We start from the raw sequence: 20,257 nt of genomic DNA on the forward strand, positions 1-20,257 counted from the left end.
AGCAGCCATGACCGACACGACGCCGACCCCGCCAACGACGCCGTCCCTGCCCACCGTGCCGCCGCCGGACGTGATCCGGTGCGCGTACGCCGAGCTGATCGTCACTGACCTGGCCGCGGCGCGGGCGTTCTACGTCGACGTGCTGGGCCTGGTGGTCACCCACGAAGACGACCACGCCCTCTACCTGCGCGCCTTCGAGGAGTACCTGCACCACTCGCTGATCGTCCGGGTGGGTGCTGTCCCGGCGCTGAGCGTGCTGGCCTACCGGGTGCGCAGCGAGGCCGAGCTGGACGTCGCCGAGGCGTACTACCGGCAGCTGGGGGTACGGGTCGAACGCCGCCCGGCGGGCGCGACGCGCGGCATCGGTGCCGCGGTGCGGGTGGAAGATCCGCTGGGTTTCCCGATCGAGTTCTTCTACACCGCCGAGCACACCGAGCGGTTCACCCAGCGCTACGACATGCACCCGGCCGGCGCGCTGGCCCGGCTGGACCACTTCAACGTCAACACCCCGGACGTGCCGGCGGCGCGCCGCTACTACGAGGGGCTCGGCTTCCGCGTGTCGGAGGACATCGTCGACGGCGACGGCACCGTCTACGCGGCCTGGCTGTTCCGCAAGCCGACCGTGCACGACATCGCACTGACCGGCGGCGATGGGCCGCGGCTGCACCACATCGCGTTCGCCGCGCAAGAGCGGCACCAGATCCTGCACGTCTGCGACCACCTGGGAGCGCTGCGCCAATCGGACGTGATCGAGCGCGGCCCGGGACGGCACGGCGTGTCCAACGCGTTCTACCTCTACCTGCGTGACCCCGACGGGCACCGGATCGAGATCTACACGCACGACTACTACACCGGCGATCCGGACAACCCGGTGATCCACTGGGACGTGCACGACAACCAGCGCCGCGACTGGTGGGGCAATCCGGTGGTGCCGAGCTGGTACACCGAGGCGTCGGACGTGCTGGATCTGGACGGGCGGGTACAGAAGGTGGTGCCGCGCACCGACTCGAACGAGATGGACGTCACCGTCGGCGCCGACGGCTTCTCCTACGCCCGCGAGGGCGACACCAGCACGGGCTTCAAACTCGGCACCCAGATCTGAACGGGGAACCCGCTAGACTCGTGGGCCGTGACTGGCACGAACCAATCGGTGACCGTACGTCCCCTCGGTGCGGGCGACGACCAAGCCGTCCGGGGTCTTCTGGCCGATTCGTGGAGCGAGGCGGCGGTGGCCGCCCACGGCGTCGTGTACGACGCGACGCAGCTTCCGGGCTTCATCGCCGAAGTGCGTGACCAGCTAGCTGGCCTGCTCACCTACCACACGGACGGCGACGAGTGGGAGATCGTCACGCTCGACGCGACCGTGGCCGGGCGGGGTGTCGGAACGGCCTTGCTCCGGACGGCGGAAGAGGCCGCCCGCCGGGCTGGCGCGTCCCGGCTCTGGCTGATCACCACCAACGAGAACGTGCACGCCATACGCTTCTACCAGCGACGCGGCTTCGATCTCGTCGCCGTGCACCGCGACGCCGTGACACGCGCCCGGGCCGAACTCAAACCGTCCATTCCAGTCGAGGTGGACGGCATACCGCTGCGTCACGAACTCGAATTCGAGCGCCAGCTCACCTGACGTCAGGCGATGCGGTGCATCCAGCCGTGCCGATCTGGTGCCCGGCCGTACTGCACGTCGAGCAGCGCCTCACGCAGAGCCTGCGTGACCGGGCCCGGACGCTCACCCATGGAGAGCTCGCCGCCGTCCCACGCCAGCCGGCCCAACGGGGTGATGGCCGCCGCCGTTCCGCACGCGAACACCTCGGTGATCTCGCCCGAGGCGACACCATCCCGCCATTCGTCGATGGACACGGGACGTTCCTCGACCTTGTGACCCAGATCCGCCGCCAGCGTGAGAATGGAGTCGCGGGTGATGCCCTCCAGGATCGTGCCGGTCAACTCCGGAGTGGTCACCGAGCCGTCGGAACGCACGAAGTACAAGTTCATCCCGCCGAGCTCCTCGACCCAGGTGCCTTCCAGCGCGTCAAGAAAGCACACCTGATCGCAGCCGTTCTCGAGCGCCTCCTGCTGCGCGATCAGGCTGGCCGCATAGTTGCCCGCGCACTTCGCAGCTCCGGTGCCGCCGGGAGCCGCCCTGGTGTATTCGGAGGTGAGCCAGATACTCACGGGTTTGACCCCCGACGCGAAGTAGGCACCAGCCGGAGAGGCGATGACCGCATAGGTCACGTGCTTGGCCGGGCGCACCCCCAGGAAGACCTCCGAGGCGAACATGAAAGGACGCAGGTACAGGCTGGCCTCGCTCCCGGAGGGAACCCACTCCGCGTCCGTGCGCACGAGGAGATCGAGGGACTCGACGAACGACTCGACCGGCAGTTCTGGCAACGCCATGCGCGCCGCGCTGCGGGCGAACCGCGCGCCGTTCGCCTCCGGCCGGAACGCCCAGATCGAGCCGTCGTCGTGACGGTACGCCTTGAGGCCTTCGAAGATCGCCTGCGCGTAGTGCAGGGTGGCCGTCGCCGGGTCAAGCGACAGTGGCGCGTACGGCCGCAACCCGGCATCGTGCCAGCCCGCCTCCGGGGTCCACGTGGCGCTGATCATATGGTCCGTGAACCGGGTGCCAAAGCCCGGCGACGCGAGGATCTCGGCACGCTGTGCCGCCGGTACCGGATTCGACGACAACGTCGTCGAGAACTCCAATGCCGGCGTGCTCACTGCCATGACGGATCCCTTTCACGAGAAGTGGTGGAACGGGTCGACGCCGATGCGCGCGGCCCTTTTGGAGCGGACAATCCCAAGATAGTAGGACGTCCAACTAGAGATTACCGCTCCCCCGTCGTCGCGTAAATACCTTCCGCACTCTCGGACCGGACTCGCCGGTGGGAGAGCGCGGCCGGCGTTCGCTTGTTCGCCGCCCGGAGCTCCTAGCTGCGGACCCGGGCAGCGATCGCGTCGCCGATCTCGCTGGTACGGCGGGGAGCGTCACCACGCTCGGCGAGATCCGAGGCGACCGCCTCGGTCACCCGGCGCGCCTCGTCGGTGTGCCCCAGGTGTTCAAGCAGCAGTGCCACCGACAGCACCGTCGCCGTCGGGTCCGCCGTTCCGGTGCCCGCGATGTCCGGAGCCGAACCGTGTACCGGCTCGAACATCGACGGCGCCGTGCGATCCGGGTTGACGCTGCCGCTGGCCGCGAGGCCGATACCGCCGGAAATCGCCGCCGCCAGATCTGTGACGATGTCGCCGAAAAGGTTGTCCGTGACCACGACGTCGAACCGGGACGGATCGGTCACCAGGAACATGGTGGCGGCGTCGACGTGCAGGTACTCGACGTCGACCTGCGGGTACTCTGCGGCTACCCGCTCGACAGTGCGCCGCCACAAGTGACCGGCGTGAACGAGCACGTTGTGCTTATGAATGTAGGTGAGATGGCGACGCGGCCGGGCCTGTGCACGCCGGAAGGCGTCGCGGACCACCCGCTCCACCCCGAACGCCGTGTTGACGCTCACCTCGTTGGCGATCTCATGAGGGGTGTCGACACGCAGCGCACCGCCATTGCCGACGTACGGGCCCTCGGTGCCCTCGCGGACGACAACGAAGTCGACCTCGCCCGGATCGGCCAGCGGCGTCGTCACGCCGGGAAAGATTCGCGATGGCCGGAGGTTGACATAGTGGTCGAACGCGAAACGCAGCTTCAGCAGCAGGCCCCGCTCGAGTACGCCACTCGGGACGCCCGGATCCCCGACGGCTCCGAGCAGGATGGCGTCGTGCGTACGAAGCTCGTCGAGAGTCGAGTCCGGCAGCGTCTCACCGGTGGCATGCCAGCGGCGCGCGCCGAGATCGAACTCGGAGCTCGATACCTTCGTGTCCGTGAGGGCGGCGTCCAGGACCTTCAGCCCTTCGCCGACCACCTCGGGGCCGATACCGTCGCCGGGAACGACGGCGAGGTTGATGTTCTGCGTCATGGCTCACACCGTAACCCGGATGTCCGAATGCCGGTACGAAACTCTCACGATATGGACTTCTCGTGCGGGGCAGCGTGCCCGGACGGGCACGGAGGGTGCGCTGTGGTGCTGTGCGGCTGCGGGCTCGGGCCGTCGGCGCGAGCCCGCAGCCGCACCCGGCGCGCCAGGTGGCGAACCTCGTGCGCCAGGTGGCGAACCTCGTGCGCCAGATGGCGAACCTCGTGCGCCAGGTGGCGAACCTCGTGCGCCAGGTGGCGAACCTCGTGCGCCGGTTGATGAACCCGGACACATGCCGGTTCGAACTCCCGCGTCGATCAGTGGCCGGTCTCGCCGCCGTTGTCGCGGCGATCCAGGGCCTCCTGCAACGCCTGCTGAGCTGTCTGCTGCTCTTCGGTCATCATTCTGATCATTCCTACTCGGACCCATCCCGCGTACACGGGATGCGCATGTCGGCGGAAAACGCCTCGCCCAAAGGCAGTCACCATGCGAACGAACATGGACGACGAGGACGTACCGGTACTCGCGGCGGATCGCGCCGACATCTACGGGAGGTGTCCGGTGCCTCCCACCTGCGGAACCCACACTCGTGGTTTCCGGGTCCGCTGATGAGTGGCCGCTGACCAATGTCCGGGTTTCGGAACTGTGCAGTGTCCTCGTCGGGACGGATCGGCCAGCTGGATACGCGAAACTCCGCGACGGGGAGCCGGCCTAACGGGCCCCGCCGCGGCAGCTAAGAATGCGTACCGACCACTGCATGACAGAATGCAGGTTACGCTCACGCTGCGGGAGTTGTCTCGCCAATCAGCGCAGTATCTCACATTTCAAGACACTCGATCCACCACCCCACCTACCCGCGAACCAGAATGATCATGTTTGGTACGTTTCCTCGGGCCGTAACACGTCTGCAGTCGTGTTACGGCCCGAGGAAACGTACCAAACATGATCATTCTGAACCCGAGGTGACCGGGTTGGGGCCGAGGATGGTGGTGGAGAGGTGACTGGCTCGCGAGGGCGAAGGCGAGTCAGTCGACGAGGTCGACGTTACGACCCCACTCGGCGCCAATCGCCTCGATGATGTTGTCGATCACGGGACCGGGCAGCGCCTGGTCGACCGTCATCGCCATGAGGGCGTGCCCACCTCGCGTATCCCGGCTGACCTGCATGCCCGCGATGTTGATCTCGGCTTCGCCGAGGATGCGCCCGACCACCCCGACGATTCCGGGACGATCGTTGTAGCGGAAGAAGGCCATGTGCTCGGCGGGGAACGCCTCGATGTCGTAGCCGAGAACCTCGACGATCTTCTCCACGTGCTTCGGTCCGGACAGCGTCCCCGACACGGACACCGTGTGCCCGTCGGACATGACACCACGCACGGTGATCACGTTGCGGTAGTCCGACGACTCCTCATGTGCGACGAGGCGCACCTCGACACCGCGGTCGGCGGCGATCACCGGGGCATTCACGTACGACACGGGATCGTCGACCACATTCGTGAACACTCCCTTGAGCGCGGCCAGCTCCAGCACCTTGACGTCGTGCGCGGCGATCTCGCCTCGCACCTCGACGTCCAGCTGTGCCGCGACTCCCCCGGCGAGCCCGGTGAAGATCCGGCCGAGCTTCTCCGCCAGCGGGATGCCCGGGCGAACGTCCTCCGCGATGGCGCCACCCTTGACGTTCACCGCGTCCGGCACGAGCTCTCCGGCCAGCGCCAGCCGCACCGACTTGGCCACCGAGATTCCGGCGCGTTCCTGCGCCTCTTCAGTCGAGGCACCCAGGTGCGGCGTGACGACCACGGACTCGAAATCGAACAGCGGCGATTCGGTGCACGGCTCCGAGGCGAACACGTCGATACCGGCACCGGCCACGCGGCCTTCCTTCAATGCCACGGCCAGCGCGTGCTCGTCGACGATCCCGCCACGCGCGGCGTTGATGATCCGCACGTTCGGCTTGACTTTCGCCAGCGCCTGTTCGCCGATCAACCCGGCCGTCTCCGGCGTCTTGGGCAGGTGCACGGTGATGAAATCACTCTTGGCCAGCAGCTCGTCGAGGCTGACGCTGCGCACTCCCATCTGGGCTGCCCGCGCCGTGGACACGTACGGGTCGTAGGCGATGAGCTCGGCGCCGAATCCGGAGAGGCGCTGCGCGACTAGCGCGCCGATGCGCCCGAGACCGACGATGCCGACGGTCTTCTCGTACAGCTCGACACCGGAATACTTGCTCCGCTTCCATTCGCCGCCCTTGAGCGCCTCATTGGCGGGGGCGATGTTTCGCGCGGTGGCGAGCAACAGCCCGACGGCCAGCTCGGCGGCACTCGTGATGTTGGACGTGGGGGCGTTGACGACCATGACGCCGGCCTGCGTTGCGGCCTTGACGTCGACATTGTCCAGGCCTACGCCGGCACGGGCGATGACCTTGAGGTTCGAGGCGGCGGAGATCGCTTCTTCGTCGACCTTGGTCGCGCTGCGGACCAGGATCGCATCGACATCGGCGATGGCCGGCAACAATGCGGAGCGGTCGGCACCGTCCGTATAGCGGATCTCGAAGTCCGGGCCGAGCGCTTCGACCGTGGCGGGCGAGAGCTCTTCGGCGATAAGTACGACGGGCTTGCTCACGTGATGAACACCCTCTTCTAGTGTCGTGCGTCGTTCACATGATCCATTCAGCGAGCGCGACACTGGGCCCGGTCGCGACCGATTCTAACGGCTCCGTAGCCACCTCGCGACGTCCGAAATCTCACATGCACTGGTCGGACCAGCCGCCGATGTCGCGAATGTCCAGGTCATCCGCCCGCACGGGCGCAGGTCATCCGCATCCGCCCGCGCCCGGCGACGGGCTGCGCCCCGTCACGGCGTCGGCCAGCTCTCACCGCGGTACGACGCGTCCCAGAACATCCACTCGAACCGCGTCGCCCGCGCGTAGGCCGCGTGCATCTGCTCGACCTGTCCCGGATCGCCGGCCGCCGCCGCATCCACCAGTTCCTCGGCCCGCCTCGTGTCCGCCTCGAACTCCGGGTCCCCGTACATGGACATCCACGGCGCGTACGGGTGGTCCGGGCGTTCGGACAGCACGCCGGCCAGGTGCTGGCCCACCTCGGCATAGATCCGGAAACATGGCAGCAGGCCGGCCAGCGCCACCGGTACCGGCGCCAGCGACGCGTCAGACTGCAGCGTGTTCATGTAGGCCAGGCATGTCGGCGTCGGCTCGGCCTCCAGGTCGTCGATGTTCATCCCGCCTTCCTCCAGCAGGGAGGCGTGTAGCTGGCGTTCGGCCTCGATGGCGCCGGCGGAGAACCGGGCGAGTGACGCCGCACCCTCCGGCTCCGGCCACCGGGCGGCCGTCGTGGCCAGTGCCCGGGAGAAGCGCACAAGGTAGTGCGCGTCGTCGACGATGTATCGCAGGAAGATCGCGCGATCGAGCGTGCCGTCACCGAGTTCGCGGACGAACGGGTGCGCCAGGATCGCCTCGAACCACGGTTTCGCCCGGTCCCAGGCGTCCGCCGAGAAACCCATACTGCCTCAACTCCTTCTAGTACGAACGACGTGTGCCGACACCCATGATCATGAAGACTAACCGCCCATATAGGTCGGTTAGTCTTCATGATCATGGGTCTCTCATGGCGAGTGCCACAGGGCGTGGAAATGGTGCACGGGGCCGTGACCACCGCCCACGTGCAGCGTGTCCGCCGCCTGCAGGGCCGCTGTCAAGTAGCGCTTGGCCTCCGCGACCGCCTCGTAGACGGACCGCTCCCGGGCCAGGCCGACGGCGATCGCCGAGGCGAACGTGCATCCGGTCCCGTGCGTGTTCTTCGTCGCCACCCGCGTGGCGCGCAACTCCTGCGCGCCGTTCTCGTCGACGAGCACGTCCACAGCCTCCGGACCGCCATCATGTCCACCCTTGACGACGACGGCCGGCACGCCCAGCTCCCGCAGTGCTGCCCCGGCCTCGGCCATCCTGTCCGGGCGTACCTCATCCCAACCCAGCAGGGTGGCCGCCTCCGGCAGGTTGGGCGTGATGATGCTCGCGCGTGGCACCAGGCGATCCCGGATGGCGGCCACCGTCTCGTCCGACACGAGGCGATCACCCGAGGCGGCCACCATCACCGGATCGACGACGACGTTGGGCACGCGATAGCGGCCGACCGCGTCGACGACGGCGTCCACCACGTCGGGCCCTCCGAGCATGCCGGTCTTCGTCGCCCGCACGTCGAGATCGTCGTAGATGGCGCTGAGCTGGTCGGCGACGAAGTCGCCGGCGATCGGCAGCACGCCCCGCACGCCCTGGGTGTTCTGCGCGGTCAGCGCGGTCAGCGCGGCGGCGCCGTACGCGCCGAGTGCCGAGAAGGTCTTCAGGTCGGCCTGGATGCCGGCCCCGCCGGACGGGTCGGACCCGGCAATCGTCAGCACGGTTGGTGTCATGCCCGGCAACCTCGACGAGCTGGTGCCCGGCGTCGTGGTCGTAGATGTCATGGTTGATCTCTCCTCCTGGCGAGGGCATCGTCGACGGCCGCCCGCAGCGCCCGCGCGGCCTCTTGCGGATCGGGGGCGGCGAACACGCCGGACACGACGGCGACGCCAGCGGCGCCCGCCGCGATCACCTCGGCTGCCCGCTGTGGAGTGTTGATCCCGCCGATCCCGACGAGCGGCACGGTGCTGCGCCGGCGTATCGCGGTGACACCCGCGAGGCCGAGCGGGGCGAGCGTGTCGATCTTCGTCGGTGTTTCACACACGGGGCTGGCCGCCAGATACGAACATGCCGCGAGCGAGGCGGGATCGATCCGCTCCGGGTCGAGCTGCTCCGGTGCCTCAACCGAAAGCCCCACGATCGCCTCGTGGCCCAGCCGCGCGCGTGCCTGCGCCGGTGTCGCGTCGTGTACACCGAGATGGACACCGCTGCCCGTCGCGGCCGCCACGTCGAGCCGATCGTTGACGACGAGGGGCACGCGCCACGGTGCCAGCGCCCTGGCCAGGCCGGCAGCCATCGCCGCGAGTTCGCCGTCCGGTGCCTTCTTATCCCGCAGCTGAACCAGGGTCGCACCACCGCGCACCGCCGCGACGCACATCTCGGCGAGCCGGTCCGCTGGCGTCAACGCCGGATCTGTGACGACGTACAGCCGGACGTCGAGGCCATTCGCGGAGCTCATCACGATATCCGGGTCCCGGCGAGCACGGTGGACTGCTCGAGTGCGTACAGCTCGTCGAGCAGACGCCAGCGCAGCGTCCCCGGGCCGACGGCACCGGTGGCAGCACGTTCACCGGCGAGCCCGAACACGGCCAGCGCGCTGGCCGTGGCCATCAAGGGATCGGCAACGGCGGCCGCATACGCCCCGACGACGGCACTGGCCGCGCAGCCCATCGCGGTCACCCGTGCCATGAGGGGATGTCCGCCAGCGACGTGCGCCGTCCGGCGCCTGTCCGTCACGACGTCCACGTCGCCGGTCACCGCCACGACCCCGCCCGTGACCTGGGCCAGCGCAACCGCGGCCTCGAGCGCGTCTCCCGATTCGTCGGTGGCGTCCACGCCCTTGCCCCGGCCGGTCATGCCGGCCAGGGACAGGATCTCGCTGGCATTGCCGCGAACCACCGTGGGGCGATGCGCCAGCAGCTCGGCGCCCACCTGCGTGCGGTACGACGTCGCGCCCGCGGCAACCGGATCGAGCACCCACGGGATGCCGCGGTCCGTGGCGGCCCGGACCGCGAGCCGCATCGACTCCACCCAGTTCGGGGAGAGCGTGCCGATGTTCACCACGAGCGCATCGGCGAGGAGCGCGAAGTCGACGACCTCCTCGTGCGCGTGCACCATGGCCGGTGACGCGCCGACGGCGAGGAGCGCGTTGGCGGACAGATCCATGGCGACGTAGTTGGTGACGTTGTGCACCAGCGGGCCGCCACGACGCACCGCATCGGCGCACGCCCAGACGTCGGCCGACCCGGGAAGCGTGGAATCGGCCATCATGCGCTCCTCTCCAGCCGGGAGGGAGTGGCGCGGTTGCGACGGGCTGCCGGACCCGTACCGCCGTGTCGGCTCCCTGCGCCGGCATGACCCGGTTCAGGTTCGGCGGGTGTGATCTCAGCCCTTCGTAGGCACCCCGGCCGATCGGTACGTTTCCCAACCTATCGCGCCGCCCGGCCAAAGAGAAACGTCGGACTCACGGCCGAACGCGCTAGGCTCCTGACATGCCCAGCGGCCCGCTCCCCCTCCTGGCGACCGGACGCACCGCCGACGTCTACGCCGTCGCCGACACGCGGGTGCTGCGCCGCTACCGGGACGGATGGGACGTCGCGACCGAAGCGGCGATCATGAACCACGTGCGGGCCCATGGCTTTCCGGCTCCGGACGTGTACCGCGCCGAAGGTGCCGAACTGGAGATGGAACGCCTCGACGGCCCGACCATGGTGCATGCGCTGCTGCACGGGCAGGTCGACGTGGATACGGCCGGGCGCATCCTCGCCGATCTGCACGCCGGACTCCATGGCGTGCCCCCGTTGCACCCCGCCGGTGCGGGAAGCAGCGTCGTCCATCTCGACCTGCACCCGGACAACGTGATCCTCACCGCCTCCGGCCCGTACCTCATCGATTGGTGCAACGCCGGCGACGGGCCACCCGACCTCGACGTGGCGCTCTCCGCGCTGATCCTGGCCCAGGTCGCCATCAGCGAGGAGATGAGCGTGGCCGTCAGTGGCGGCGCGAGCATCGCCGCCACCGCACGCGAACTCGTCGAGATCTTCGTGGCATGTGTGGGCGGTCAACCGGGCGCGATGCTCGACCATGCGGTGACCTTGCGCACCGCCGACCCGCAGATCACGAAGGCAGAACGGCTCGCCCTGACCGCTGCGGCCGCCCTCGTCGACGAGCTGGCATCCGCCTAGCTGCGCCCAGCTCCGCATCGGCGACGCCGGTCCCGACGCGGACCGACGCGGACCGACTTTGCTGCCCACACGTGCGAGAAAACCGCCAGATCCACGAATAACTGCACGTCTCGGCATCGAAGTCACCCGCCACGAGGGCGACGGCGGCTTGGCAAACCACGGCGGTCGACGACGCCGGGCAGGAATAGCCGGCAGGATGGCGGCGCCTTCTACGCCACTCCTCGCGGCCGGAACTGGACGCTGATCCGCGGCCCCACGACGCGGGCGCTCTTGGGCACCGCATGCTCCCATGTCCGCTGGCAGGAGCCGCCCATGACGAGCAGATCTCCATGCCCGAGGCGGTAGCGCAAGGTGTCACCGCCCGTTCGCGGCCGCAGCAACAGCGATCTCGGCTCACCGAGCGAGACGATCGCGACCATCGTGTCCTCGTGCTTGCTCCGCCCGATGGTGTCCCCGTGCCAGGCGACGCTGTCCTGGCCGTTGCGGTAGAAACACAGGCCGGCCGTGCAGAACTCCTCGCCGAGCTCGTCGCGGTAGTGATCGCTCAGCGTCTGCCGGGCCTGCTCCAGAACCGGATCGGGCAGTGCGTCGTGTTCGCCGTACCAGCAGACCAGGCGGGGGACGTCCACCATCCGCTCGTACATCTGCCGCCGCTCGGCGCGCCAGGGCACATCCTCCACGAGCCGGGAGAAGAGCTCATCCGAACCGCGCACCCATCCGGGACGGACGTCGAGCCACGCTCCGGCACTGAGCTCGCGCCGCGTCACCGACGTGCCGAGCTCCTCCAGAGCCGGCCCGTCCTGGATGCCGTCGAGCAAGGAACCCTGCAGGGCTATCTCCATGCTGCCAACATACCGGCTATCGAACGCGTGTTCCAGTACCGGCGATCGGGTGGTGCCCCGGGGTCCACTGGCGAGCGGTGCGGAAGCAGGCAGTATCGTCGGTCCATGAGTTCTGACGTTCTCCCCGATCCCGCGACACCGTTCGGCCGGCGCGTACGTGAACGGCTGCGCGACGAGTGGCTGATCTGGCTGACCACCGTCGGCAAGGACGGCACGCCCCAGCCGAATCCGGTCTGGTTCCTCTGGGACGGCGCCGACCAGATCCTCACCTACAACCTGCCCGACGCCTACCGGATGGGCCACATGGCGGCACGGCCCCAGGTATCGCTGCACTTCAACAGCAACCAGGACGGCGGCGACATCGTTGTCCTGCGGGGCGTCGCCGAGCGGGTGCACGACGAGGCTCCGCCGCACGAGTCCGGTCCCTATCTGGACAAGTACCGCAGCGGCATGATCCACGTGAGCGGAAGCATCGAGGCGTTCGGCACCACCTACTCCGCCCCGGTACGGATCCGGATCACCCGCGTACGCGGTTTCTAGGAACGGTCGCCGAAAACCTCGCGGCCAGCGAACCCTCGAATCGTCGCACGTATCCACCTGGCGACGATGATCAGCCTGGCAGGCGTGGCCGTCAGTGCGGAATGGCAGTATGTGCATGGTCGATCGTCGGGTTCGCCGTGTTCCCAGCGCCGGCACCGCCGGTATCGGTGTGCGCGCGGCGGGTACGAGTGGGGTGATGCGAGGTGCGGAGATCGGTTGCCGCCACCGCAGCGGTGCTAGGCTGCCTGACGCTGACGGTGGAGCTGGCCGGTGCGCACGGGACGGAGCCGGGCGGGACGGTGCCGGGCGAGTCCACCGAGCTACGGCCGAACCAGCTCGTGACCGTTGCCGGCACCGGCCAGATGGGGTTTTCCGGCGACGGAGGCCCGGCCGTGGCGGCACCGCTCACGGAGCACCTGGCGATGGACGTCGGCCCGGATGGCCACCTGTACATCGCGGACGAGGGTGCCGGCCGGCTCCGCCGCGTGGACTCCACGGGCACGATCGAAACGGTGGCGTCGTTCCCCTCGCCCACACGCTTCGAGGCTCATTTCCTGCCGGTGCCCGCGGCTGAGGAGCCGCGCCGGATCCACGATGTCGCGGTGGCCGACGACGGCACGGTGTACGTGGCCGGGCACACGACGGTCGCCCGGATCGCCGAGGACGGCGAGGCGACGGTGATCGCGGGCGGAGGCGACCACGAGATCCCGGACGGCGGCGGGAGCGCCACGGCCACGGAGCTGGGCCTTCTCCCGAAGAGCGTCGACGTCGATGCCGACGGCACCGTGTACGTGGCCGACGGCGCGACCGCTACGGTCCTCCGCCTCGACAGCAGTGGCGCTGTCGAGGTCGTATCCGGCGGAGGAGAGATCCCCTCTGATGAGGCGGACGGTCACCAGGCCACCGAGATCGGCTGGATCAGCCTCGACGACATCGCCGTCGACTCCCGGGGAGTGATCTATGTCACCAGTCACGATCTGGAAAACGATACGGTGTTGTACCGGGTCGACGCCGACGGCACCGTGTCCGTTCTCGCGGGCCTGGATCGCGACGGTTCCGCGGGTGACGGCGCAGGCGTGGACGACATCGCGAGCGAAGACCTGGGCGAGGGTATCGCGGTCGACGACACCGACAGCCTCTACTTCACCGACACCGGTGATGGGATCATCCGGAAGATCGATCGTGACGGGACGGTCTCCAGCGTTGGACCGGCCCTGCAAGGATTCCCGTATGGTGTTCAGCTGGCCTCGAACGGCGACCTCGCGGTTGCACCCGGCGGCCAGGTTTACATGTCCAGCGGCGCTCAAGTGATCATGCTCGTGCCGGGTGGTGACCCGTTGCCCGTCGAGACCGAGTCCCCGTCGCCAGCTCCGGATCCGTGGGCCGGCAAGGAGCCGGGCACCGCCGTCACCATCGCGGGCACCGGCGAGCCAGTGCACCGTCGCGACCTCGATAGCGGCGAGATGCCGCGCTGGGCCCGGCCCACACCGGTGACCACGCGTCCCGGGGAGCTGGCGGTCGGAGCCGACGACGCGCTCTACTACCCCGATCCCCTCGGGCATCACATCGTCCGGGCGGAGCCCGGCGGGCAGGCGAGGGTGGTCGCCGGGAGAGGCAACTACGACCAATTCCCGTTCACCGCGACGCAGGGCAATCGCGATGGCAGGGCGAGCGAGGAAAGGCTGTACCGGCCAGAAGCCGTCGCTGTAGACGGCGACGGAACCGTCTACATCGCAGATTCGGTCGGGATCACCGCGCTGGACGATGGCAGCCTGTCCACGGTGATCGACGCTCAAGACAGTCTCGCCGATGCCGAGAACGGGCTGGAGGATTCCGGGGGATTCGACGCTGAGGCCGCCTCCGCAATCGATGGTGTCGTGATCGAGCCTCGCGACCTCGCACCCGGATCAGATGGTCGGGTCTATGTGGCCGAGGCCGCGCGCCGGCGGGTCCTTGCGGTGGATGCGGATGGGACGATCACCACGGTCGCCGGCGGCGGTGACATCCCGTCGGCCGAGGCCGACGGCTCTGCGGCCACCGAGGCAAGCCTGCGCGAGCCAGAGGACGTCGCGATCGATGCAGACGGCACGGTTTACATCACCGAGCGCGGCGTGCCCGCGGTGCGCACGGTGGACACGGAGGGGGTACTCGGCACGGTCGCCGGTAATCCCAGAGCCAACGCCGGAGAGGGCGGATTCTCCGGGGACGGCGGGCCGGCGGCCGACGCGGAGCTGACCGCGCCCTCCGATCTGGCGGTCGGTCCCGACGGCGACCTGTATATCGCGGACACGCTCAACCATCGCATCCGGCGGGTGGGCGGTGACGGTGTGATCTCAACCGTGGCCGGAACCGGCGATCGGGGCGAGTCCGGCGACGGTGGCCCGGCGACGGAGGCGGTGTTGGGCGAGCCGCGGGCCTTGGCATTCGACGCGGACGGGAACCTGTACGTGTCGAGTTCACGCGGCAACGCGATCCGCCGCGTCGACCCCGAAGGCACCATCACCACGGCCGTCGAAACCTCGGCGGCTGGCGGCGTTCCGGCTCGGGAGGTGCCGCTGACCGCGCCGTCGGACGTGGCCGCGGGCCCGGCCGGTGTCCTGTACCTGGCCGGGGACCCGAACGGCGCCGTGTCCGGCCTGACGCGACTCCGGCCGGACGGGGCGCTGCATTACGTCCGCACCTCGCGAGGCGCTCCCGTGCCGGCGACCCACGTCGCCGATGCCGGCAACGGCGCGGTTTACATCGGCAACGACGAAGCCGTCGTCGAGCTCCACCCGGATGGGACCGTGGTACCCGTAGCAGGCGGCGTGCCGGCTAGCAATCCGCTCGCCGACGACCGGCCGGAGGACGGCCAGCCCGCACTGCACACGTCGCTCGAACCGGCGGGTCTCGCCTCCGGGCCGCAGGGCCTCCTGTACCTCGTCGATCAGCGGCACGAGAGCCTGTACCGCGTGGACCCGGACGGCGCCCTCTCCACGATCGCCGACCTCCCTGGCGACGGCCGCGCGGGACCGATCGACGTGGACGCCGAAGGCACCGTGTACATGGCGGACCGCGAAGGGGACACGGTGTTCCGGGTCGATCCGGACGGCACGGTGGAGCCGTTCGCCGGCGCCCGCGGCGACGACGTGTCCGGCGACGGCAGCGACGAGGCGTCCCGCAACGAGGGTGACGGGGCGTCCGGTGACGACGATAGCGACCGCGGCGACGGCGGGCCGGCCGTCGCCGCGGCAATCGACGGGCCTACCGACGTCGCTGCCGGCGCCGGGGGCGACGTGTACATCGCCGAGTACGGTGGCGTCCGGCGGGTCGATACTGACGGAACCATCAGCACGGTGTACCGGGTCGCCGAGAACGCGTCAGGTGAGTCGACGCGGGACGACGCTCGCATCCGGCTCGACGCGGATTCGCACGGCAATGTGTACGTGACCGTGCCCGGCGAGCACGTGGTTCGGGCGCTGATCCGCCCGGGCGAGACCGCCGATCCGTCATCGTGGGCACCCGTGGCATGGACCGGTGGTGGCCTGGCGGTACTCGCCACCGCCATGGCTGCCGTGCTGGCCTGGCGGCGCAGGCGTGCTGGTGTGGCGTCGCCGGCCCGCGAGACGGCGCCCTGAGTCGGTGGAGATGGCGGCTCAGCCCGTGGCCGCGCCCACGATCACGCCGGCGGCCGCGCCGAGAACCGCACTGGCCGGAAGCGTCACCAGCCACGCCACGCCCAGGTTTCGCACGACGCGCCAGCGCACTCGCCGCACGCTGTCGTGAGCGCCCGCGCCGAGCAGGCCGCCCGCTATGGACTGCGTCATGCTCACCGGGGTCCCTACGGCCGCGCTGCCCAGCACCGCCGCCGCGGCGGCGAACTCCCCGGTCACGGTATGCGTCGGGCGGCTGCTCATGATGCCGCCTCCGATACTGCGCGCGACCCTGGGCAGACCCCAGAAGGTACCGATGACGAACGCGACCGCCATCACCGGAAACACCCACCACCGCAGCGTCGCTCCATCGCCCGCCGCGATACTCGCCGCGAGAAACAGGACGAGGACCTTCTGCCCGTCGTTCGCGCCGTAGGCCAGGCATTGCGCGCCGAACGCGGCGACGTGGGTGCGGCGCACCGTCGACAGATACGACGAGCTGCGCAGTGCGCGCCAGATCGTGGCTCCCGCGAGACCGAGCAGCGCACCCACGATCGGTGCGGCGAGACCGATGGCCAGCACGCGCAGTGTCGACTCCCAGCCGACGGACAGGCCTCCGCCGAGCCCGGCGCCGGTGATACCGCCGATGACGGCCAGCGTCAGGCTGGTCGGCAGGCCGGATCGGGCCAGGATCGCAACGACGACGACGGCGACGAGGAACCCGATCGTCAACGCCGTGATGCCGTCCGTGTTCGGGGGCACGATGTCTCGCATCATCGTGTCGGCGACCGCGGTGCTCACTATCAGCGGGTATGCAACGAATGCCGTAGTGAGCAGCGCCAGGCTCGCGGTCACCGACAACGCCGGGACGCGCAGGCCCGGCGCGATCAACGCACCACCGTCGTTGGCTCCGGTCACGATCGCGAAGATGACAGCGATCGCGATGAGTACCTCTGGCGGCACGCTTGACCTAGTAGCCGCGTTTCAAGGCGCCGTCCGTCAGGACGTCGGCAGCTTCATTGATCCGTATCCCGACCATGTCGAGCCGGCTGATGAGCTCGCGGTGCTTGAGCGACTGGGACGACACCGCGCCGTCGACGATCTTCGCGATCTCCGACTGGTACTCCCGGCTGATCATGCGCGCGGCCTTCTTCGCCTCCAGCGCCGTGTGGGGAACGCGCTGGGGCTTGCTCCACAGCGCGTCGACCGCTTCGCCCAGCGATTCGACGGCGGCCACCACTCCGTCGACGAATGGCCGGTACGTCTTGCGCTTCTCGATCTGGTAAAGGTCCGCCTCGCGGACGAAGTCCCGGATGGTGTCCAGGATGTCGTCGACCGACCGGGACAGCCGGAACAGGTCCTCGCGGTCGAGCGGCGCCACCAGGGTGCGGGACAGCCGATCGACCAGCTCGCCACGCATCTCGTCGCCGCGATGCTCGATCTCCGCGATCTGCGTGCGTGCCTCGGCCGGTGTCACCGTCTTCATCACCATGGCACGTGCCAGCGCGGCGCCGTCGCGTGCGGCACCGATCTGGCCTTTCAACGCCCTGGACAGTCCCGAGTCGCGGCGTTTCCGCCACGACTTCTTCAGCCGTCGCCAGGGCGTCTTCACCGGCGTCATCTCCTCGCTGATAGTCATTCAACTCCCGTTAAACTCTTGTTCATTTTTCATTCATCTTAACGTTCGGCCTTCTTTTCCCTGTACCCGGCATCGAGCGCATTTCGGCCCAACGGCGCACGACATCTCGGCGCCGCCCGCGTGCTGCAACGATCTCGGTCACCGGGCCCGCCGCGTCATGACCGGCCCGGGGCGCGGCGTCGGCGCGGCGCCGGCACGACGTCCTCGACACGGAGCGCGATCGGCGAGTCCTCCGGCAGCGGCTCGATGAGGCCCACCTCCTGTCCGGCTCCCGCGTGTCCACGGCCCAGCCGGGGGTCGTGGCGCGCTGGTCAACGCCGTCGACCAGTCCGCCACGATAGGCCTCGGTCACCCGGTGACCGGCTCGCCACCCGGGCACCTCGCCACGATTCCTCGCCTGGTCAATGATACGCGACGTTTCCCAAATACGCCGAGTTCACACCGGAAGCGCCCACGCGGCACCCGCCGTCCCCGCCCCTGCCCCACCTCGCTGATCATCGGCACTTACCCCCGTCTCAGCCCAGGTAAGTGCCGATGATCAGCGGGACCGGGTGAGGCGCTAGGACTACGGCGATGCGGACGCTATGGTGGGCGCGATCAACGAATGATCATCGGACATGGCAGATCGGCACGGGCACGGAGGGAACGACCGTGGAATTCATCAACTGCGCGCAGCGAGGCCTCCGGCGCGCGGCACCCGAGAACACGATCGCGTCCTTCGAACTCGCAGTTGAGCACGGTGCCAACGAGATCGAACTCGATCTCCGGCTGTCCCGCGACGGGACGATCGTCGTCATGCACGACGCCACCGTCGATCGCACCACGAACGGCACCGGCGGCGTTCACGAACTGACCTATGACGAGCTACGCGCCCTCGACGCAGGAGGCGGCGCCCGCATACCGACGTTCGACGAGGTCCTGGACGCCGTCGACGTCCGGCTCCAGGTCCACCTCAAGGATCCAGCGGTCATCGAGCCGCTTCGCACGCTCCTTACCCGCCGCCGCGACGACCGGGAGCGCATCTCGCCGTGCTCCTTCGACCTGGGATGCGTCTCCGTCCTGGCAGACCAGCTACCCGGATGCGTCGTCGGGCTGGTCCGGCGCACCGGCCGGCGCGACGTCGTGCTCGACGCCGAGGCACACGGCGCGCGGCGCGTGGTGTTCGGCTGGACCGGCATGGACGCCGACCTCGTCGCCTTCGCCCGGGATCGGGGCGTGCATTGCAGCGTGTGGCCGGTCAACACCGCCGAGCAGCTGCACGACGCGGTGGCTCTCGGCGTCGACGGATTCACCACCGACCACCCGTCGCTGCTGTTCGACCACGGCTACGCGGTGCACGACGGGGCCCTCGTCCTGCCCAGCGGTGTCTGACCTCGGCGCCGCGCTCTACTCGAACAGGGCGTTCACCTGTTCGTTCGCCTCGGTGAGCGCATCGGTGTCGGAGGAGAATGACACGATCGAGTCCATCGTCGGGCCCATGATGGCGCTGACCTCCGCCCACTCGTCGGTAACGGGCGCGAGGTAGGTGGTCTCTTCGTCGACGTGCACCGTGAATGGCGCGATGTCAATGTCCTTCTCGGCGAAGGCGTCCACGGCCCGTTCCGTGGATTCTTCGATCGCGGGGAACACGACCGCGTGCTCGGCCACGATGTCCTGGCATTCCGGAGACGCCAGGAACTTCACCCACTCCCATGCGGCCTCCGGTTCGTCCGTCCCGGCCCAGATCGAGTCCGCGAGGCCGTTGAACATGCTCGCCCGCTCGCCTTCGGGGCCGACGGGGGTGGGAGCCAGCCCGGTGTCCACACCTTCGAGGTCCACGTACGCACTGACGTTCCAGCTTCCCTCGGTCACCATGGCGTAATTGCCGGCACCGTACTGCTCCATCATGCTCACACCGGCGTCCGCCATCTCGAAGCTGGGCATGTACCCCTTCTCGATCAGGCCGCGCCACCAATCGATCGTTTCGACGAACGCGGGATCGTCGTAGTTGAACTCCGAGCCCCAGGGGTTCTGGTCGGTGTGCGTCCAGCCGTTGCTGAACGCGTACATGCTCCATTCGGTCTGCCCGAATCCCTCACCGGCGCTGTTCAGACCGATCCCGTACACGTCCACGTTGTCCGGGTCGAAGTCCGGTTCGTCGCCACGGTTGCCGTTCTCGTCGACCGTCAGCTTGGCGATGACCTCCTCGTAGCTGCCGCCGTCGTCCGGGTTCCAGTCCAGCTCGGCCATGTCCTCCGGCGTCAGGCCGGCATCGGCGAGCATCTCCTCGTTGTAGAAGACGGCCACCGTGTCCCAGTCCTTGGGCAGCCCGTAGCGCTGGCCGTCCTGGCCGACCCAGAGCTCGGCGAGCCCGTCGTGATAGATCGACGTATCGATCCCGTCGCGTTCCACGTACTCGCCGATCGCGAGCAGCTGATCCTCGGCGGCGAACTGCGGGTATCGGGACAGGTGGTTGGTGAAGACATCGGGAGCGGTACCGCCGACCAAGCTGGTGGTCACCTGGTCCCAGTAGTCCTCCCAGCCGTACTGCTCGATCGTGACGCGCACGTCGGTGCCGCTCTCGTGGAACGCGTCGGCGCATGCCTCGTAGGCGGGAAGCTGGTTCGCGTCCCACAGCCAGTAGGTGATCTCGCCGTCGGCGGAGGCATCACCGCCCCCGCCACCACCGCATGCGGCGACGACGAGCGGCACCGCCACGGCGCCGGCGGCGATACGTACACGTGTGCGTCTCATCTGGTCGTGTCCTTTCGTCGAGTGGGTCGGGGGCCGG

18 protein-coding genes and 1 riboswitch are annotated in these 20,257 nt (G+C 68.9%); of the genes, 7 read left to right on the forward strand and 11 right to left on the reverse strand.

Features of this window, described 5'->3' with window-relative positions; genetic code table 11:
• Positions 1 to 7 precede the first annotated feature (7 nt).
• Together hpaD and DPM12_RS21205 are read left to right on the forward strand one after the other, a co-directional pair.
• Entirely contained in the window at positions 8 to 1,102 is a 1,095-nt protein-coding gene (gene hpaD, locus DPM12_RS21200) for a 3,4-dihydroxyphenylacetate 2,3-dioxygenase (RefSeq protein WP_112260347.1), read from the forward strand.
• A 27-nt stretch (positions 1,103 to 1,129) separates the two neighbouring features.
• Positions 1,130 to 1,627 carry a GNAT family N-acetyltransferase gene (locus DPM12_RS21205; RefSeq protein WP_112260348.1) on the forward strand — a complete coding sequence of 166 codons (498 nt, stop codon included), beginning with the start codon at positions 1,130 to 1,132 and terminating at the stop codon, positions 1,625 to 1,627.
• Between the two features lie 2 nt (positions 1,628 to 1,629).
• Here the strand turns inward: DPM12_RS21205 and DPM12_RS21210 are convergent, their stop codons facing one another.
• A complete protein-coding gene (locus tag DPM12_RS21210; RefSeq protein WP_112260349.1) occupies positions 1,630 to 2,727 on the reverse strand; it encodes a branched-chain amino acid aminotransferase in 1,098 nt (365 codons plus the stop codon).
• Positions 2,728 to 2,930: 203 nt separating this feature from the next.
• The gene (locus tag DPM12_RS21215; RefSeq protein WP_112260350.1) at positions 2,931 to 3,968 is read right to left on the reverse strand and encodes a 3-isopropylmalate dehydrogenase; all 1,038 of its coding nucleotides are present in this window, start codon (positions 3,966 to 3,968) and stop codon (positions 2,931 to 2,933) included.
• A gap of 62 nt (positions 3,969 to 4,030) precedes the next feature.
• Between DPM12_RS21215 and DPM12_RS23460 the strand changes: the two genes are divergently transcribed.
• On the forward strand, positions 4,031 to 4,588 hold the full coding sequence (locus tag DPM12_RS23460) for a hypothetical protein (protein WP_164465260.1): 558 nt from the start codon (positions 4,031 to 4,033) through the stop codon (positions 4,586 to 4,588).
• A 402-nt stretch (positions 4,589 to 4,990) separates the two neighbouring features.
• On the opposite strand, the gene serA is transcribed toward DPM12_RS23460, so the two are convergent.
• From serA to thiM, 5 genes are all read right to left on the reverse strand, one after another.
• A complete protein-coding gene (serA, locus tag DPM12_RS21220) occupies positions 4,991 to 6,580 on the reverse strand; it encodes a phosphoglycerate dehydrogenase (protein WP_112260351.1) in 1,590 nt (529 codons plus the stop codon).
• A gap of 231 nt (positions 6,581 to 6,811) precedes the next feature.
• Entirely contained in the window at positions 6,812 to 7,477 is a 666-nt protein-coding gene (locus DPM12_RS21225; protein WP_112260352.1) for a TenA family protein, read from the reverse strand.
• Positions 7,478 to 7,579: 102 nt separating this feature from the next.
• On the reverse strand, positions 7,580 to 8,434 hold the full coding sequence (gene thiD, locus DPM12_RS21230; protein ID WP_245951337.1) for a bifunctional hydroxymethylpyrimidine kinase/phosphomethylpyrimidine kinase: 855 nt from the start codon (positions 8,432 to 8,434) through the stop codon (positions 7,580 to 7,582).
• Positions 8,431 to 9,108, reverse strand: coding sequence for a thiamine phosphate synthase (gene thiE / locus DPM12_RS21235; RefSeq protein WP_112260367.1), 678 nt, complete (start codon positions 9,106 to 9,108; stop codon positions 8,431 to 8,433). Before thiE ends, thiD begins: the two co-directional genes overlap by 4 nt.
• Positions 9,108 to 9,917: a hydroxyethylthiazole kinase gene (gene thiM / locus DPM12_RS21240; protein WP_112260368.1), complete on the reverse strand. Its 810-nt coding sequence runs from the start codon at positions 9,915 to 9,917 to the stop codon at positions 9,108 to 9,110. The genes thiE and thiM overlap by 1 nt, the downstream gene beginning before the upstream one ends.
• A 56-nt stretch (positions 9,918 to 9,973) precedes the next feature.
• Positions 9,974 to 10,066, reverse strand: a riboswitch (TPP riboswitch).
• Positions 10,067 to 10,141: 75 nt separating this feature from the next.
• On the opposite strand from thiM, the gene DPM12_RS21245 reads away from it, so the two are divergent.
• The gene (locus DPM12_RS21245) at positions 10,142 to 10,834 is read left to right on the forward strand and encodes a phosphotransferase (RefSeq protein WP_112260354.1); all 693 of its coding nucleotides are present in this window, start codon (positions 10,142 to 10,144) and stop codon (positions 10,832 to 10,834) included.
• A gap of 209 nt (positions 10,835 to 11,043) precedes the next feature.
• On the opposite strand, the gene DPM12_RS21250 is transcribed toward DPM12_RS21245, so the two are convergent.
• A complete protein-coding gene (locus DPM12_RS21250; protein WP_112260355.1) occupies positions 11,044 to 11,676 on the reverse strand; it encodes an alpha-ketoglutarate-dependent dioxygenase AlkB in 633 nt (210 codons plus the stop codon).
• Positions 11,677 to 11,781: 105 nt separating this feature from the next.
• On the opposite strand from DPM12_RS21250, the gene DPM12_RS21255 reads away from it, so the two are divergent.
• Both DPM12_RS21255 and DPM12_RS21260 read left to right on the forward strand, forming a co-directional pair.
• The gene (locus DPM12_RS21255) at positions 11,782 to 12,216 is read left to right on the forward strand and encodes a TIGR03667 family PPOX class F420-dependent oxidoreductase (protein ID WP_112260356.1); all 435 of its coding nucleotides are present in this window, start codon (positions 11,782 to 11,784) and stop codon (positions 12,214 to 12,216) included.
• A gap of 203 nt (positions 12,217 to 12,419) precedes the next feature.
• Positions 12,420 to 15,833, forward strand: coding sequence for an NHL domain-containing protein (locus tag DPM12_RS21260; RefSeq protein WP_123788411.1), 3,414 nt, complete (start codon positions 12,420 to 12,422; stop codon positions 15,831 to 15,833).
• A gap of 18 nt (positions 15,834 to 15,851) precedes the next feature.
• On the opposite strand, the gene DPM12_RS21265 is transcribed toward DPM12_RS21260, so the two are convergent.
• Together DPM12_RS21265 and DPM12_RS21270 are read right to left on the reverse strand one after the other, a co-directional pair.
• The gene (locus tag DPM12_RS21265) at positions 15,852 to 16,811 is read right to left on the reverse strand and encodes an inorganic phosphate transporter (RefSeq protein WP_112260358.1); all 960 of its coding nucleotides are present in this window, start codon (positions 16,809 to 16,811) and stop codon (positions 15,852 to 15,854) included.
• 7 nt (positions 16,812 to 16,818) lie between these two features.
• Positions 16,819 to 17,487, reverse strand: a complete 669-nt coding sequence (locus DPM12_RS21270) for a DUF47 domain-containing protein (RefSeq protein WP_112260359.1) — start codon at positions 17,485 to 17,487, stop codon at positions 16,819 to 16,821.
• 651 nt (positions 17,488 to 18,138) lie between these two features.
• On the opposite strand from DPM12_RS21270, the gene DPM12_RS21275 reads away from it, so the two are divergent.
• Entirely contained in the window at positions 18,139 to 18,858 is a 720-nt protein-coding gene (locus DPM12_RS21275) for a glycerophosphodiester phosphodiesterase (protein ID WP_158542992.1), read from the forward strand.
• A 15-nt stretch (positions 18,859 to 18,873) separates the two neighbouring features.
• Here DPM12_RS21275 and DPM12_RS21280 read toward each other — a convergent pair whose 3' ends face one another.
• Positions 18,874 to 20,220 carry an ABC transporter substrate-binding protein gene (locus tag DPM12_RS21280; RefSeq protein ID WP_112260361.1) on the reverse strand — a complete coding sequence of 449 codons (1,347 nt, stop codon included), beginning with the start codon at positions 20,218 to 20,220 and terminating at the stop codon, positions 18,874 to 18,876.
• Positions 20,221 to 20,257 lie beyond the last annotated feature (37 nt).

It is taken from the genome of Phytoactinopolyspora halophila (assembly GCF_003287285.1).
In the GTDB taxonomy this organism is placed as follows: domain Bacteria; phylum Actinomycetota; class Actinomycetes; order Jiangellales; family Jiangellaceae; genus Phytoactinopolyspora_A; species Phytoactinopolyspora_A halophila.

Excerpts from the sequence above, each read along its gene's own strand:
- DPM12_RS21270 (WP_112260359.1), bottom strand. The coding sequence starts at position 17,487 with ATGACTATCAGCGAGGAGATGACGCCGGTGAAGACGCCCTGGCGACGG.
- thiM (WP_112260368.1), bottom strand. The coding sequence starts at position 9,917 with ATGGCCGATTCCACGCTTCCCGGGTCGGCCGACGTCTGGGCGTGCGCC.
- DPM12_RS21280 (WP_112260361.1), bottom strand. The coding sequence starts at position 20,220 with ATGAGACGCACACGTGTACGTATCGCCGCCGGCGCCGTGGCGGTGCCG.
- DPM12_RS21250 (WP_112260355.1), bottom strand. The coding sequence starts at position 11,676 with ATGGAGATAGCCCTGCAGGGTTCCTTGCTCGACGGCATCCAGGACGGG.
- thiE (WP_112260367.1), bottom strand. The coding sequence starts at position 9,108 with ATGAGCTCCGCGAATGGCCTCGACGTCCGGCTGTACGTCGTCACAGAT.
- DPM12_RS21245 (WP_112260354.1), top strand. The coding sequence starts at position 10,142 with ATGCCCAGCGGCCCGCTCCCCCTCCTGGCGACCGGACGCACCGCCGAC.
- DPM12_RS21210 (WP_112260349.1), bottom strand. The coding sequence starts at position 2,727 with ATGGCAGTGAGCACGCCGGCATTGGAGTTCTCGACGACGTTGTCGTCG.
- DPM12_RS21215 (WP_112260350.1), bottom strand. The coding sequence starts at position 3,968 with ATGACGCAGAACATCAACCTCGCCGTCGTTCCCGGCGACGGTATCGGC.
- DPM12_RS21255 (WP_112260356.1), top strand. The coding sequence starts at position 11,782 with ATGAGTTCTGACGTTCTCCCCGATCCCGCGACACCGTTCGGCCGGCGC.
- DPM12_RS21225 (WP_112260352.1), bottom strand. The coding sequence starts at position 7,477 with ATGGGTTTCTCGGCGGACGCCTGGGACCGGGCGAAACCGTGGTTCGAG.
- hpaD (WP_112260347.1), top strand. The coding sequence starts at position 8 with ATGACCGACACGACGCCGACCCCGCCAACGACGCCGTCCCTGCCCACC.
- thiD (WP_245951337.1), bottom strand. The coding sequence starts at position 8,434 with ATGACATCTACGACCACGACGCCGGGCACCAGCTCGTCGAGGTTGCCG.